Source organism: Nonomuraea muscovyensis, assembly GCF_014207745.1.
In the GTDB taxonomy this organism is placed as follows: domain Bacteria; phylum Actinomycetota; class Actinomycetes; order Streptosporangiales; family Streptosporangiaceae; genus Nonomuraea; species Nonomuraea muscovyensis.
Map to the genome: position 1 here is coordinate 2,618,598 of NZ_JACHJB010000001.1, position 15,325 is coordinate 2,633,922.

Annotated in this window: 8 protein-coding genes, 1 tRNA gene and 1 other RNA gene; 6 read left to right on the forward strand and 4 right to left on the reverse strand. The window is 71.8% G+C overall.

Going from position 1 to position 15,325, the window contains the following annotated elements:
- Window positions 1–132: 132 nt before the first annotated feature.
- Window positions 133–1,563 carry a helix-turn-helix domain-containing protein gene (locus tag FHU36_RS12370; RefSeq protein ID WP_185083855.1) on the forward strand — a complete coding sequence of 477 codons (1,431 nt, stop codon included), beginning with the start codon at window positions 133–135 and terminating at the stop codon, window positions 1,561–1,563.
- Window positions 1,564–1,678: 115 nt separating this feature from the next.
- On the opposite strand, the gene FHU36_RS12375 is transcribed toward FHU36_RS12370, so the two are convergent.
- Together FHU36_RS12375 and ffs are read right to left on the reverse strand one after the other, a co-directional pair.
- Entirely contained in the window at window positions 1,679–4,234 is a 2,556-nt protein-coding gene (locus FHU36_RS12375) for a DNA polymerase III subunit gamma and tau (RefSeq protein ID WP_185083856.1), read from the reverse strand.
- Window positions 4,235–4,265: 31 nt separating this feature from the next.
- Window positions 4,266–4,361, reverse strand: an RNA gene (gene ffs / locus FHU36_RS12380) — signal recognition particle sRNA small type.
- A 95-nt stretch (window positions 4,362–4,456) separates the two neighbouring features.
- Here ffs and FHU36_RS12385 point away from each other — a divergent pair.
- Window positions 4,457–4,544 (forward strand) — tRNA-Ser (locus FHU36_RS12385).
- Between the two features lie 511 nt (window positions 4,545–5,055).
- Here FHU36_RS12385 and FHU36_RS12390 read toward each other — a convergent pair.
- Window positions 5,056–7,881 carry an AfsR/SARP family transcriptional regulator gene (locus FHU36_RS12390; RefSeq protein WP_185083857.1) on the reverse strand — a complete coding sequence of 942 codons (2,826 nt, stop codon included), beginning with the start codon at window positions 7,879–7,881 and terminating at the stop codon, window positions 5,056–5,058.
- A gap of 744 nt (window positions 7,882–8,625) precedes the next feature.
- Between FHU36_RS12390 and FHU36_RS12395 the strand changes: the two genes are divergently transcribed.
- The 4 genes from FHU36_RS12395 (at window position 8,626) to FHU36_RS12410 (ending at window position 14,022) form a co-directional block, all read left to right on the forward strand.
- The gene (locus FHU36_RS12395; protein ID WP_185083858.1) at window positions 8,626–8,793 is read left to right on the forward strand and encodes a hypothetical protein; all 168 of its coding nucleotides are present in this window, start codon (window positions 8,626–8,628) and stop codon (window positions 8,791–8,793) included.
- 851 nt (window positions 8,794–9,644) lie between these two features.
- Window positions 9,645–11,957: an ATP-binding cassette domain-containing protein gene (locus tag FHU36_RS12400; protein ID WP_185083859.1), complete on the forward strand. Its 2,313-nt coding sequence runs from the start codon at window positions 9,645–9,647 to the stop codon at window positions 11,955–11,957.
- A gap of 140 nt (window positions 11,958–12,097) precedes the next feature.
- Complete coding sequence (locus FHU36_RS12405; RefSeq protein ID WP_185083860.1) at window positions 12,098–12,694, forward strand: TetR/AcrR family transcriptional regulator; 597 nt, start codon at window positions 12,098–12,100, stop codon at window positions 12,692–12,694.
- A gap of 80 nt (window positions 12,695–12,774) precedes the next feature.
- Window positions 12,775–14,022 carry an MFS transporter gene (locus FHU36_RS12410; protein ID WP_185083861.1) on the forward strand — a complete coding sequence of 416 codons (1,248 nt, stop codon included), beginning with the start codon at window positions 12,775–12,777 and terminating at the stop codon, window positions 14,020–14,022.
- On the opposite strand, the gene FHU36_RS12415 is transcribed toward FHU36_RS12410, so the two are convergent.
- Window positions 13,955–15,316, reverse strand: coding sequence for an alpha-L-fucosidase (locus FHU36_RS12415; protein ID WP_185083862.1), 1,362 nt, complete (start codon window positions 15,314–15,316; stop codon window positions 13,955–13,957). The two genes, FHU36_RS12410 and FHU36_RS12415, sit on opposite strands and share 68 nt — an antisense overlap.
- Window positions 15,317–15,325 lie beyond the last annotated feature (9 nt).

The window sequence follows — 15,325 nt, forward strand, 5'->3', positions numbered from 1 at the left end:
AACCATAGCCCCGCGCACGTTGCACACACGTTGCTATCGTTCAATCACGTTTCGCGATCGACTCTAACGACTTGCGCGGACCCTTTCCGGCGCGGATGCTCGCCATACGGGTCCGACTACTTGGAGTATCCGATGAGTTACGCCGATCTCGCCGCGTACTCCCGCCTCCTTCGCGGCGCCCACGAGACGGCCGTCACCGGTGACGCGTGCCCCGACGGGCCGCGCCGGCTGATCGGCGCCTCCTGGCGGCGTTCCCTGGACGCGGGCATCGACCCCGCGACCGGGGCCGCTCCCCTGGCGTTCAGCGCCGCCGGCCTGGCGGACGCCCGCGCCTCCCATCCGCTGCGGCCCCTGGTGCCGCTGTTCGTCGAGACCCTCGGGCGGATGGCCGGCGAGGCGGCGCACATCGTGGTGATCACCGACCGCGAGGGCCGCGTGCTGTGGCGCGAGGGCGACCGCGGCACGATGCGCCGCGCCGACCGGGTGGGGCTCGCCGACGGCCACGCCTGGGCCGAGGACCGCATGGGCACCAACGGCATCGGCACCGCCCTGGCGATGCTGCGGCCGGTCCACGTCTACTCCGAGGAGCACCTCGTCCACGTCCTGCACGTCTGGTCGTGCAGCGCCGCCCCGATCGTCGATCCCGACTCCGGCGAGGTGCTCGGCTGCCTCGACGTCAGCGGCACGGCGTCCAGCCTCCACCCGGCCACCGTGGCCCTGGTCGGCGCCACGGCCCGGCTCGCCGAGGCGCAGCTCACCCTGCGCATGCACGAGCACGACGAACAGCTGCGCCGCCGCTACGAGTCGCTGCGCTCGCGACCCGGCATCCTGCTCTCCCCCACCGGCCGCGTCCTCGCCGGCGACCCCGGGGGCATCGCGGGCGAGCGGGTGCCCCTCCCCGCGCCGGGCGGGCGCATGCTGCTGCGCGACGGCCGGGTGGCGGTGCTGGAGCCGTTCGCCGACGGCTACCTGCTGCGCTCCGCCCCCTCGGCCGCTCCTCCCACGCTCCGGCTCGCCCTCCTCGGCGACGGCCCGCCGGCGGCCGTCCTCGGCGAGCGCCGCCTGCCGCTCTCCCTCCGGCACGCCGAGATCCTCGCCCTCCTCGCCCTGCACCCGCGCGGCCTCAGTGCCGAGCAGCTCTCCTTCCACCTGTACGGCGACGACGGCAACCCCGTCACCATCCGGGCCGAGATCCACCGGCTGCGCACCCAGTTGCGCGGCACGATCGGCGCCAAGCCGTACCGGCTCACCTCGCCCCTCGAAGCCGACTTCCTCCAGGTGCGGCGGCTGCTGGCCGCCGGAGAGCCGGCGTCACTGGCTCGTGCCTACCCGGGGCCGCTGCTGCCGCGTTCGGAGTCGCCGGAGATCCGCCGCGAACGCGACGAGCTGGAGGTCCAGGTACGCACCTGCCTGCTGCTGCGCGGCTCCCCCGACGACCTGTGGACCTACGCGCAGACCTCCAGCGGGCGGGCCGACGTCCAGGTCCTCGAACGCATCGCCGCCTCCCTGCCCTCCACCGACCACCGCGCCGCCGCCGCCCAGGCCCGCCTCTTCGCCGGCTGACCGTGTAGCCCGAACCCCCAGCAGCCCCACGCCCGGGAAGGGGATTTCCAGCCGGAAAAGCCTCGCCGCCGAGTGCCGGGAAAGCCTTCCCCCGTCCACCGGTGAGGATCATGCGTCAGGTGTGGTCTATCTCGCCGATCACCTGGGCGCCCAGCTCCCGTTGCAGGAGCGCCATGCCGGACAGCTCGTCCACGTCGGCGTTGGCGTCGTTCAGCGGGTCGACCTCGTCGGAGTCGGGGACCCGGCGACGGCCGGGCACGGCGTCCGGCCAGCCGGCGGAGCCGCCCTGACGCGGAGCCGGGGCCCGCGGACCGGCCTGGGCCGCCGCCTTCGCGGCCGACCGCGCCGCGGCCACGGCCGAACTCGCCGCACCCGCGGCCACCCCGCCCGCAGCGGCCACGCCGGCGCCGGCGGCACCCGCGACCGCGCCGGGCGTCCCGGCAGCCGGGGCGGCACCGGGCGTGCCGCCGCCCGAGCCGGACGGGACCGCGCCTCGGCCGAGGGCGCCCGTGGTGTGGTCAGACGTGGGCGGCGAACCCGGGGCGAAGTCGTCGGGAGCGTCAGGCCACGACTCGTCGGTGGTCTGCCTGCCCCGGTCCGCCGCCCCGCCGGGCCGGCCCGGCTCCTGCCCGCCGGTCTCACCGGCCGACGACCCGTGCGGCCCTGACCCGTGCGGCCCCGAGACCTGCGCCCCTGACGCCTGCTGTGCCGGCGCGGGTGGTGCCGGGGCGGGTGGTGCCGGGGCGGCGGGCGGCCGCTGGGGTGCCGGCGGCTGCGGCTGGGCGGGCCGGGCAGGACCCGGAGGCGGGCCCGCGTGCGAACCCCGGCCACCCTGGGGAACGGGCGAGCCGCCGACCACGGCCTCCACCCGCCAGGTGCCGCCCAGCACGTCACCCAGCGCGGTGGCCACCACGGCGTCCTTGCCGCCGCCCGTGAAGTTCTTCATCGCGCCGACCTGGGCGAACCCGAGCGTCACCAGGTTGCCTTCGACGCCCACGACCTGGGCGTTGGTGCTGACGTTGGCCCAGACGACGATGCTGCGCTGCTTGAGCGCGGCGAGCACGGCCGGCCACTGCTGCTGGATCGCCCCCGCGCCCCCACCGGACCCGGCGTGGCTGTGACCGGGGGCGGGATGAGCGGCAGACCCGCCCTGCCCGTGACCCTGCTGCCCCGCCGCCCCGCCCTGCCCGTGACCGGACCGGGCCGGCGCCCCGCCCTGTGCGGGCGCGCCCGGTCGTGCCGGCTCGGGCCAGTCGTCCTGCCCGCCGGAGTCACCCGAGGCCGGCCCCGCGGACGCGCCGTCGACCGGCGCGGACGCCTCCCCGTCTCCTGCGACCGGCGCTCCCGCCTGGGAGCCGCTCCCGGCCTGAGCCCCGGACGGCTGCGGAACGGCCCCAGGCTGCGAGGACTGGGCCGACGGCTGATGGACGGGCGCCGACGGCTGGTGGGCGGGTGCCGGAGGCGGGCCACCGGCGGGCCCGGAGCCCGAGGCGCGGGCGGCCATCGCCGCGAGGGTGCCGCCGCGTTCCAGCCGTTCGAGCCGGGCCAGCAGCGCCTCCTCCCCCTGCGCCGCCCCCGGAAGCAACACACGCGCGCACATCAGCTCCAGCAGCAGCCGTGGGGACGTGGCGCCGCGCATCTCGGTGAGCCCCGCGTTGAAGACCTCGGCGGCCCTGGTCAGCTCGGCCGGGCCCATCGAGGCGGCCTGCGCCACCAGGCGCTCCAGCTCGTCGGCCGGCCGGTCGAGCAGCCCGCTGGAGGCCGCCTCCGGCACGTTGGCCAGGATCACCAGGTCACGGAAGCGCTCCAGCAGGTCGGAGGCGAACCGGCGCGGGTCGTGACCGCCCTCGATCACCCGGTTGACCGTGTGGAAGACCCGGGCGCCGTCGCGGGCGGCGAACGCGGCGACCACCTCGTCGAGCAGGTCGCCGTCGGTGTAGCCGAGCAGCGAGACGGCCTTGGCGTAGGTGATGCCGTCGTCGTCGGCGCCCGCGAGGAGCTGGTCGAGGATGGACAGCGAGTCTCGGGCCGACCCGGCGCCGGCGCGGACGACGAGCGGAAGGGCGTTCGGCTCGAACGGAACGCTCTCGGAGGTGAGGATCTCCTCCAGCAGCGCTCGCAGCGTCGCCGGCGGCATCAGCCGGAACGGGTAGTGGTGGGTGCGCGACTTGATGGTGCCGATGACCTTCTCGGGCTCGGTCGTCGCGAAGATGAACTTCAGGTGTGGCGGGGGCTCCTCGACGAGCTTGAGCAGCGCGTTGAAACCCTCGCGGGTCACCATGTGCGCCTCGTCGATGATGTAGATCTTGTAGCGGGCGGCGACCGGGGCGAAGAAGGCCCGCTCGCGCAGGTCGCGCGCGTCGTCCACACCACCGTGCGAGGCCGCGTCGATCTCGATGACGTCGAGGTGACCGGGACCGGTGGGAGCCAGCGCGACACACGACTCGCACTCGCCGCACGGGTCGGGCGTCGGGCCCTTCTCGCAGTTGAGCGAGCGCGCCAGGATCCGGGCGCTGGAGGTCTTGCCGCAGCCGCGCGGGCCGCTGAAGAGGTAGGCGTGGTTGATGCGCCTCGTACGCAACGCCTGCCGCAACGGGTCGGTGACGTGCTCCTGACCCTTGACCTCCGCGAAGGTCCCAGGGCGGTATTTGCGGTAAAGCGCAAGGCTCATGCGACCATCCCGCCTGCGAGGGGCTCACAACGAAGAGAACCCCTCGCACACCCGCCAGAGCCCGCTTATCCTTGCTGCCTTCCGGCCCTGGGGAGGTTCACAGGATGACGCCGCGCGAGGGGTCCGTGGACAGTCTAGCCGGATACGGCAGTGCTCGCTCCCATGCCGCCACACGGAAAATCGTGGTCCGCAGACCCTGATGAGTCCGGTAAGCTCGTCGGCGGAGGATTCGCCTAGTGGCCGAGGGCGCACGCTTGGAAAGCGTGTATAGGGCAACCTATCAGGGGTTCAAATCCCCTATCCTCCGCCAGCTCCGAAGGGGTGTGCCGAAGTAGCGGCACACCCCTTCCGGCTTTCCAGTCTCAGTTCTGGTCTCAGTCGGCCCCTTCGGAGGACTCCTCCCCTCCCAGAGCAGGCCGTCGACCTGCTTCGCCACCGTGTTCCGGACGCCGTCGGTGACGTGCTGGTGCCGGCGTGCCATGCCGCTACCGGACCACCCCATCGTGATACGCGAGACCGGTCCCGGCTCTCACCTGCTTGCGCTTGGGGCAGACGGCGATGACCCGTCCCAGGCGTCCACCGTCGCGCCGCCGCGCACCTCCAGGCGGCGGCGGCATGCCTCAGGTCCCACCCGTTCTGGGCGTGCCACCGCATGCATGGAACGCGTCCCGCCGACGAGGGAGTGCTCTGGTGGGAGCGCGTTGGAGGCTGCCGTGACCGGTACATGGCGTCCTCCGCCGGGACTGGCACCAGTCGCCGTCACCCAGAATTCGTCCAGATCGAAAATGTCGGGCATTGGGTGACACGCGCCGGGGTGAGGGTCAGAGCATGTTCTTGATCGGCTGGGGTGTTTCCGGCACGGCCTGGGCGAGGGTCTCGGTCGCCTCCCGGGGCGTGAGCAGGCGGGCGTCGCGCAGGAGGCGGACGGAGTCCTCCCACTGTTTGCGTGCTTCGCCGTGCCGTTCGAGGTCGTGCAGCGTGGTGCCGAACCACCAGCGTGACACGGCTTCCTTCAGGCGGTATCCCGACTCGCGGAGCAGCCGCACGGCCGTCGTGTAGCTTTCCATCGCCTCGGGCAGCCGACCGGCATGACGGTAGGCGTCGCCCAGCGAACCGTGTGCAATGCCCGCATCGGCGAGCGGGCCCACCTTCGGCCCCAGCTCCACCAACTGGCGTGCTTCCGCGATCGCCTCGTCGAAGCGCCCCTGACGGTAGTAGACGTGCACCCGGTTGTTGCGGATCGTGGCCGTGGCCCCAGGGCGTTCGGCGTCGTCGTTGAGCTCCAACGCGGACTCCAGGTAGCCGAGTGCCTCGTCGAGACGGCCCACGATCGTGTTGATGACGCCGAGGTTGTTGAGCACCCCGACCTTGCGCCGAGGCAGGCCGGCACGGTCCCAGTCGGCGAGAGCTGTCTTCAGTTGCGCGATCGCGGCGTCGTAGCTGCCCTGGTCTCGGTAGACCCAGCCGAGAAAGCTGCGGAGCTGGGCCTTGTCCTCCCATGCCCCGATGCGATCGGCCACCTCGATGGCGTGCGCGTAGATGTCGGCCAGTTGCGTGTGCCAGCCCTGGTAGCAGAAGGGCCAGTGGAGTCCGACGGCCAGGCCGATGGCGGTCGCCGGGTCGGGGCCGACCAACGCCTGCTGCGCGGCGGCGAGCAGGTTGTCCCGCTCGCCCTGGACCCATCGTTCCGCCTCCGCCAGGTCCTCGAAGGAGATGTCGGGCAACTCGACGGGGCATCGCAGTACGGAATCGCTGGCGAGCATGGTGCTCGCCATCCAGAGGGTGGTCAGGTAGTGGTGGAGCGCGCGCCGTTCGGCGGCGGTGCGTTCCTCCTCCGACAGGTCCTGGTGTGCGCGTTCGCGGGCATAGAGGCCGACCAGGTCGTGGAACTGGTAGCGGTCGGGCCCGGCGGACTCGAGGAGACGAGCGTCCCGCAGGCGTTCCAGGGCGGCTTCGGCGCGGTGGTGGGGCCAGTCGGTCAGGGCGGCGGTGGCGGCGGGGGTGTGGGTGGGCAGGCCGAGCAGGCCCAGCAGGGGCAGCAGGTCGGCGGCGTCGCGGCCGGCGGGTTCTTCTCGGAGGCGGTGGTGGCTGACCGCGATGCTGGCGCGAATGGCCAGGTCGGCGTACTCCAGCACGTCCAGGCGTCGGGTGGCGTCGGCCAGCCGTACTTCCAGGTCGGACAGGGCCCAGTCGGGGCGGGCCGCCAGGCGGGCGCCGACGATCCGCAGGGCGAGGGGGAAACCGCCGCACAGGTGGACGATCCGCTCGGCCGCCTGCGGTTCGGCGCGTACCCGGTCGGGTCCGGCCAGGCGGGACAGTAGCGCGGCGGCGTCGGCGGCGTTCAGGGTGCCCAGGTGGAGGTGGCCGGCGTTGTCCAGGGTGGCCAGCGGGTCCCGGCTGGTGATCAGGACCCGGCAGTCGGGGCCGGCGGGGATGAGCGGGCGGATCTGGCGGACGTCGCGGGCGTTGTCCAGGATGACCAGCAGGTTGCAGGTCGCGGTCAGGGAGCGGTAGCGGGCGGCGGCCTCGCCGGGGTCGGCGGGGACGGCGGCGCCGTCCAGGCCGAGGGAGCGCAGCAGGTGACGCAGGGCTTGGGCTGGGGTCAGCGGGTCGAGTCCGGGGGTGGATCCGTGCAGGTTGAGGTAGATGACACCGTCGGTGAATCGTTCGGCCATGGCGTGGGCGACGTGGACGGTCAGGGCGGATTTGCCGATGCCGCCGGGTCCGTCGATCACGGTGATGGTGGGTCCGTGGGTGAGTCCGTCGGCGGGGCCGAGCGCGGTGCGCAGGTGTTGGATCTCGGTGGCGCGGGCGGTGAAGGCGTTGGTGCCGGCGGGCAGTTCGGCCGGGATGTACGACTCGCTGAGCGTGGCCTGTTGGGCCGGGGTGGTCAGGTCGAGGACGGGGTCCTTGACCAGGACGGCCTGGTGCAGGCGGCGTAGTTCGGCGCCGGGTTCGATGCCGAGTTCGGAGACCATGATCCGGCGGGTGTCCTGGTAGACGGCGAGCGCTTCGGACGGGCGGCCGGCGCGGTGCAGGGCGAGCATGAGTTGGGCGGCGGGGCGTTCGCGTAGTGGGTGGGCCCGCACGTGTGCGACCAGGTCGACGGCCAGCGCGTGGTGGTCGCCGGCGGCGAGGCGGAGATCGGCGTGGTCTTCCAGGACGGTGAGGTGTTCTTGTTCCAGGCGGGTGGCTTCGATTCGTGCCCAGGGGGCGGCCAGTCCGGCCAGTGGTTCGCCTCGCCACAGCTGAAGGGCGGTGCGAAACAGGGCGTCCGCGGTGTCCCTGGCCCCCTGCGCCTGGGCGGTGCGGGCGCGTTTGGCCAGGCGGGTGAACAGGTGGGCGTCGATGTGGTCTGGCTGGAGCGCGAGCCGGTAGCCGCCGGGCACGGTCTGGATGATCTCTTCGGTGGTGTGGGGTCCGAGGGTTTCGCGGAGTTTGGAGATCACGATGTGGAGTTGTTTGGCCATGGTCGACGCGGAGCTGTCTCCCCATACGTCGGTGAGGATCCGCTCGGTGGGTACGGCCTGCCCGGCGTCCAGGGCGAGTCTGGCGAGCACGCCGATTCGTCGATGCCCGGCGAACCGGACCGGTTCGTCAGCGGCCAGGACCTGCCACGGGCCGAGGAATCTGATCTCCAGCGTCACGAGGAGCGCTCCCCTCCTTCAACGAAGTCGGCATTGAATGGGATGATCGAGCCTATTTGCGGCGACTGCGGAGGAACGCCGTCTTCGTGCAGATTTCCGGCGTCTTGGTTCACATGTGCATGTCTAGATGTGCAGGCTTACAGGCGCCTTACAAATGACTCGCCAGGCTACTGATCACCAGGAGAGACCACGGCAGGACATCCTCCAAGCTCGCCGGATGCGTTGCCGTCGGGTCGGGACAGCACGAGCGTCTCTGCTGCGCGGAGCGCTTTCCACCTCCACTTGAAGGCGGTCTGCAAGTCGTCGAGCACGTTGTCCACCCGCGATCCCGCCATCGCCGTCGTCGACCCTGTTCACCACGACCCAGCGGTGGCGGCGTGGCAGGCGCTCAGAGCTGTGAGTGCGACCGGTTGGCGATGGCCGGCAGTTGGGCGGCACCGCGGCCAGTCGCCTCATCTGGCGCCCCTGCGGACCACCCGCTGGTGCAGCAGCGCCGCCTTGATCGTGCAGGCGGTGGAGACCCGTCCTCTCGAGCGCGTCCGCCCCTCGGACCTCACGCCTGAAGTCGCCGGCCCGCAGGAATGCCGCGCTCACCGGGGAGACGAAGTTTGTCGGGTGTTCGCCTGACACCGTCACATTCCTACCGTTCATAGGCTCGTGCCCCAGCCTTATAGGGAGGATTGTGTCGTGATCTCTGTGTCCAATACCATCACCCCTTCATCTTCGTATCGCACGGGAGGTCTCGTGACACACGTCAGACTGCTCAAGAAGCTCGCCGTGGTGACCGCAGCCGGTCTTCTCGCGATCGGCCTTGGCGCTGCGACCGCCTCTTCCGCCTCCGCCGCCGGATCCGCCGAGAAGATCTACGACATCACCCCCTCCGGAGAAATCTCCTCCAACCCCCTTCAGTAGTGATTCCACGGTGCCGCCGGTCTCCGGCGGCCAGGTAACCCGCCGTAGTCACCGGTCTCGGGTGCGTCGGCGTGGCACCACCGCGATGTGGGTGCGTGACGACCTAGACGGCTTGCGGAACGATAGGGACGGTGGTCGCCAACGCCGCCGGGATTTCTCGGCACGGATCCGGTCTCCCCGCGTTGAACCCCGATTGGGCGCCCACATCCCTGATCCCGCGTGAGCACGCCACGGGTGCTCGACCTCCGGGACAAGGACATGTGCGTTGGGAGAGGAAGACCACCGACGGCGATCCGGAGGGCGGCAACCTCCTGACCGGCGGTGGACGAAGGTCCACAGACTTGGAAAGCGTGTGTAGGGCGACCTATCAGGGTTCAAATCCCCTACCGCCAGCTCAGCGGGGTTGTGCCGTGATCATCGGCACAACCCCTTCTGTTTCTGGTCCCAGCCGGCCTCTTCCGCCTCCCGGAGGCGACCGCCGCCCCGGCCCGACCCCGATGGCGACATCCTCGGGCTGATTCAGGGCCGATGAGTGCCGATCCCCGCTCCCGCGCTCAGCGCCGTCGCGGCACCGGGCGTCGGCGCCCCCATGGCAAAGAGGTCCGGGCGGCCAGTGCCTCGACCCGCGTGCGCCGGCCACCCGTACCGGTGGTCCCACATCTCCCCGGCATGCCGCCTTGGTTCTCGCGCCGAGCGCCGACCCGGCCGGCACCGCCGATCAGGCGGTCAGCGGACCGTTGCCGCGACCGTCGGACGACGCGAACAGACGTACGGCTCGAAGCTGGTTAGATCGAGCGGGGCGACGCCGACGGATACCGCGAAGGCGGCCCCCGCGTAGGAAATGGAGACATATGAGCACGCCCACGAGGACGGACACGCAGTCGCCTGCGCTGCACGTCGCCGACAGCCACGATCTGATCCGCGTGCAGGGCGCGCGCGAGAACAACCTCAAGGACGTCAGCATCGAGATCCCGAAGCGCCGGCTGACGGTGTTCACCGGCGTCTCCGGCTCGGGCAAGAGCTCGCTGGTGTTCGGCACGATCGCCGCGGAGTCGCAGCGGTTGATCAACGAGACCTACAGCGCCTTCGTGCAGGGCTTCATGCCGACGCTGGCACGGCCGGAGGTCGACCTGCTGGAGGGGCTGACCACGGCGATCATCGTCGACCAGGAGCGGATGGGCGCCAACTCCCGCTCCACGGTCGGCACCGCCACCGACGCCAACGCGATGCTGCGGATCGTCTTCAGCCGGCTCGGCGAGCCGAGTGCCGGGCCGTCGTTCCACTACAGCTTCAACCTGCCCGCCGGCGCCTGCCCGCGCTGCGAGGGCATGGGCAGCGTGACCGACGTCGACCTGACCCAGCTCTACGACGAGAGCAAGTCGCTCGCCGAGGGCGCGATCACCATCCCCGGCTACACCGTGGACGGCTGGCTGGTGCGGGTCTTCACCGCGTCGGGCTTCCTCGACCCGGACAAGCCGATCCGCGAGTACACGGAGAAGGAACTGCACGACTTCCTCCACCGCGAGCCGACCAAGGTGAAGGTCGACAGCATCAACATGACCTACGAGGGGCTGCTCCCCCGGGTCCAGAAGTCGTTCCTCTCCAAGGACCGAGAGGCGATGCAGCCGCACATCCGGGCGTTCGTGGACCGGGCCGTCACCTTCACCGCCTGTCCCGAGTGCGATGGCACCCGCCTCAACGAGGCGGCCCGCTCCTCGCGGATCGGCGGGATCAACATCGCCGAAGCCTGCGCGATGCAGATCAGCGACCTGGCCGCGTGGGTCCGCGGCCTCGACGAGCCGTCGGTGGCGCCGCTGCTCGGCGTGCTGCAGCGCACTCTCGACTCGTTCGTGGAGATCGGGCTGGGCTACCTGTCGCTGGACCGGCCGTCGGGCACGCTGTCGGGCGGCGAGGCGCAGCGCACCAAGATGATCCGCCACCTCGGCTCCTCGCTCACCGATGTCACCTACGTCTTCGACGAGCCCACCACGGGCCTGCACCCCCATGACATCCAGCGGATGAACGAGTTGCTGCTGCGGCTGCGGGACAAGGGCAACACGGTGCTCGTCGTGGAGCACAAGCCGGAGGCGATCGCGATCGCCGACCACGTCGTCGACCTCGGCCCCGGCGCCGGTACGGCGGGTGGCAGCGTCTGCTTCGAGGGGACCGTCGAGGGGCTGCGGGCCGCCGGCACGCTCACCGGCCGCCATCTCGACGACCGGGCCGCGCTGAAGGAGACGGTGCGCACGCCCAAGGGCATGCTGGAGATCCGCGGCGCGACGGCGCACAACCTGCGCGAGGTCGACGTCGACATCCCGCTCGGGGTGCTGTGCGTGGTCACCGGTGTCGCCGGTTCGGGCAAGAGCTCGCTGATCCACGGGTCGATCCCGGCCGGGGCTGGTGTGGTGTCGATCGACCAGGGCGCGATCCGTGGCTCGCGACGGAGCAATCCGGCGACCTACACCGGGCTGCTCGACCCGATCCGCAAGGCGTTCGCGAAGGCCAACGGTGTGAAGCCGGCGCTGTTCAGCGCCAACTCCGAAGGTGCCTGCCCCAACTGCAACGGCGCCGGTGTCATCTACACCGACCTGGCGATGATGGCCGGGGTCGCCACGACCTGCGAGGAGTGCGAGGGCAAGCGGTTCCAGGCGTCGGTGCTGGAGTACCACTTCGGCGGCCGTGACATCAGCGAGGTGCTGGCGATGTCGGTGGCCGAGGCCGAGGAGTTCTTCGGCGCCGGCCCGGCGCGCACGCCGGCCGCGCACGCCGTCCTGGTCCGGCTGGCCGATGTCGGGCTCGGTTACCTGAGTCTCGGCCAGCCGCTCACCACGCTGTCCGGGGGCGAGCGGCAGCGGCTCAAGCTGGCCACCCACATGGCCGAGAAGGGCGGCGTGTACGTGCTGGACGAGCCGACCACCGGCCTGCATCTCGCTGATGTGGAGCAGTTGCTGGGCCTGCTCGACCGGCTGGTCGAGTCCGGCAAGTCGGTCATCGTCATCGAGCATCACCAGGCGGTGATGGCGCACGCCGACTGGATCATCGATCTCGGTCCCGGTGCCGGCCATGACGGCGGCCGGATCGTCTTCGAGGGGACGCCCGCCGATCTCGTCGCCGGCCGTTCCACGCTGACCGGGGAGCATCTCGCGGCCTACGTCGGCGCCTGACCGAGGCCCGTACGCCGGCGCGGAAGGGGTGTGCAGCACGCGCGGCACACCCCTTCCGCGTATCCGGTTCGGGTGCGCGTCGAGGCCGGCGCCCCGCACCGGTTTTGCATCATTTGGTGCAGAACCGGTACCGTGCCCGCATGGCCAGACCACGGGCGTTCGACGAGGAACGGGTCCTGGACGCGGCGATGCGCGCGTTCTGGGCGGGCGGCTACGAGGGCACGTCCACCCGCGACCTCTGCGCGGCCACCGGCCTCGACCGCAGCAGCGTCTACAACGCCTTCACCAGCAAGCACGAGCTGTTCAAGCGGGCACTGACCCGCTACCTCGACACCATGACCGCAGCCCAGGTCGAGATCCTCGGCGCGGGCGGGCAGTCCGCCGCCGAGCGCGTCCGCGCGCTCCTCGCGAAGATCATCGACGACGAGTTCCGCCACCGGGGCGGCGGCCCCAGCATCGGGTGCCTGAGCGTCAACACCACCGTGGAGCTCGCCGGGCACGACGAGGAGATCTCCCGCCTGCTCGATCGCGACCTGCGCAGGCGGCTCGACTCGTTCGAGGCCGTGATCGAGGAGGCGCGGCGGGCCGGCGACATCGTCTCCGACCGCGACTCCGCCTCCCTCGCCCGCTATCTCAACGCCGTGATCGCCGGGATCCGGGTGTCGGCCAAGGGCGGCGCCGGCCGCGCCGACCTGGAGGCCATCGCCGCGACCGCCCTGGACGTCCTGGTCCGCTGACCCTTCCGGCCCGGCGCCCCGCCTTCCCACACCCTAGTTCTGCACCGATCAGTGCAGAATCGATCGACAGGAGCGCTCCCTTGCCCCGTGCCGTGTACGTGCTGGCCCTCGGCATCTTCGCCATGGTCACCAGCGAGTTCGCCGTAGCGGGGCTGATGCCCCGGCTCGCCGCCGGCCTCGACGCCACGATCCCGCAGATCGGCTACCTGATCACCGCCTTCGCGGTCGCCATGGCCGTCGGCGGGCCGTTCATGACGGTCGCCCTGATGCGGCTGCCCCCCAGGACCGCGCTCATGACCCTGTTCGCGGTCTTCCTCGTCGGCAACGTGCTGGCGGCCGTCGCCCCCACGTACGCGGTCATGCTGGTCGCCCGCGTGATCACCGGCGTCGCCTCGCAGGCGTTCTTCGGCGTGGCCGTCTCGCTCACGGTCCGGCTGACGCCTCCCGAGGTACGCGGGCGCGCCATCGCCGTGGTCATGAACGGGCTGATGGTGGGCACCCTGCTCGGGCTGCCGCTGTCCACGTTCGTCGGCGACCGCCTCGGCTGGCGGGCGGCGTTCTGGGCCGTCAGCGCGCTGACCCTGGTCGCCGCCCTCGCCACGACGGCCGGGGTGCCCCGGTTGGAGCGGTCGCAGGACGACCGCGCGGGCCTGCGCCGGCAACTGGGCGTCTTCCGCAACCCCCGGCTGTGGCTGGCGCTGTCCACCAGCACGCTCATCATCGGCGCGACGTTCTCCGCCTTCAGCTACCTCAACCCGATCCTGACGCGCCTCACCGGGTTCGCCGCCGGGACCGTCCCGCTCCTGCTCGTCGCGTACGGCGCCGCCGCCGTGGCCGGCAACATCGTCGTCGGCCGCCTCGCCGACCGGCACACCATCGGCGTCCAGGTGTACGGCCTGGCCCTGAACGCCGTCTTCCTCGCCGGCTTCGCCCTGCTGGCCCACGTCAGCGTGCCCGCCCTGCTCTTCATGCTCGGCGTCGGCCTGGTCGGCGTCACCATGAACCCGGCCATGGTCACCCGCGTCCAGCGAGCCGGCAACGCCGGGCCACTGGTCAACACGGTCCACTCGTCGTTCATCACGCTCGGCGTCATCGTCGGCTCGTCGGCCGGCGGGCTGGCCATCGACGCCGCCGGGCTGCGTGCCCCGCTGTGGCTCGGCGCCGCGCTGGCCGTGCTCGGCCTGCTCACGCTGGTCCCGGAGCTGGTCCATCGGCCGGCCGCCGGCCGGCCGATGCGTGGAACGGCGGACACCGGACGGGCTACGGGCCGGATGGCGGCAGGGTCAGAACGGCGGCCGGCAGGTGACGCAGGGCCGGGGGGACGGTGACGGTCCCGTCCGGGTCGATCTGCGCCGGGCCCTCGCCCCAGTAGGCGCCCGGCCCTCGCACCGCCACGCCGAGCAGGTCGGCGGGCAGGCGGAAACCGCCGTGCGCCGGGTCGAGCGCGATCACGTTGAGCGCCCCGTCGGGGCGGACCGTGTAGCGCAGCGGCGCGCCCGCCGGCTCGGCGTGGCGGCGCCAGGGCCGGGTGCCGTAGACGGCGTGCGGGTGGGCGGCCAGCCAGCGGCCGAGGTCGCGCAGCCGGCCGACCTGCGCACCGGGCAGGGAGCCGTCGCCGCGCGGGCTGATGTTGAGCAGCAGGTTGCCGTTCTTGGCGACGGTGTCCACGAGGAGATGGACCAGTTCGGCGGCGTCGATGAGGTGGGTGTCGTCCTCTGCGCGGTTGTAGCCGAACGAGGCGCCGAGACCGCGCGTCGCCTCCCACGTCCACTCCGGCGCGGTGGTCTCGGTGCGGTACTCGCGGGTGCGGAAGCCCCGATGCGGCACGCCCCACCGGTCGTTGACCACTCCCTCGGGCACGCGCTCGTAGTAGTGCCCGAACAGCGCGGCCAGGCTGTGCGGCCCGGCGGCCTTGGCGGAGTCGGGCCAGTCGATGTCGTTCCACAGCACGTCGGGCCGGTGCCGTTCGACCAGCTCCCGCACCTGGTCGAAGCAGTAACGGGCGAAGGCCGGGTCGTTGCGGCGGTAGGTGAACAGGTCGGTCAGCGACCGGATCGGCGGGAAGTGCGACACGTGCCAGTCGAGTGCCCCGGAGTAGTAGAGCCCGAAGCGCAGCCCGGCCGACCGGGCGGCGGCGGCCAACTCGGCGACGACGTCGCGGCGGGGCCCCCGGTGGACGCTGGAGAAGCGGGTCGTGGCGGTGTCCCACAGGCAGAAGCCGTCGTGGTGCTTGGCCGTCGGCACCACGTAGCGCGCCCCGCACGCGGCGAAGAGCCGCATCCAGCCGTCGGGGTCGTACCTCTCGGCCGCCCAGTCGTCGGCCAGGTCCTCGTAGGAGGTGCCGACGCCGAAGGCGCTCTCGTGGAACGCGCCGGTCGGCGAGCCGGGGATGCGCAGGGTGTTGGCGTACCACTCGGCGTACTGGTGGTGGCTGTACTCGAGCTCCACGGGCACGTCCTGGCCCGGCCGGCGCGGCGGCGCCCATCCGCCGACCGAGTACAGCCCCCAGTGGACGAACACGCCGAACTTGGCGTCCCGGTACCAGTCGGGCACCGGTCTGTCGGGGTAGTCCGGCGCGTCCGCGCCGAGGTCGGGACCCGTACGGCGATCGAAGAAGAGCATGGATTCCTT

Excerpts from the sequence above, each read along its gene's own strand:
- FHU36_RS12375 (WP_185083856.1), bottom strand. The coding sequence starts at position 4,234 with ATGAGCCTTGCGCTTTACCGCAAATACCGCCCTGGGACCTTCGCGGAG.
- FHU36_RS12400 (WP_185083859.1), top strand. The coding sequence starts at position 9,645 with ATGAGCACGCCCACGAGGACGGACACGCAGTCGCCTGCGCTGCACGTC.
- FHU36_RS12415 (WP_185083862.1), bottom strand. The coding sequence starts at position 15,316 with ATGCTCTTCTTCGATCGCCGTACGGGTCCCGACCTCGGCGCGGACGCG.
- FHU36_RS12405 (WP_185083860.1), top strand. The coding sequence starts at position 12,098 with ATGGCCAGACCACGGGCGTTCGACGAGGAACGGGTCCTGGACGCGGCG.
- FHU36_RS12370 (WP_185083855.1), top strand. The coding sequence starts at position 133 with ATGAGTTACGCCGATCTCGCCGCGTACTCCCGCCTCCTTCGCGGCGCC.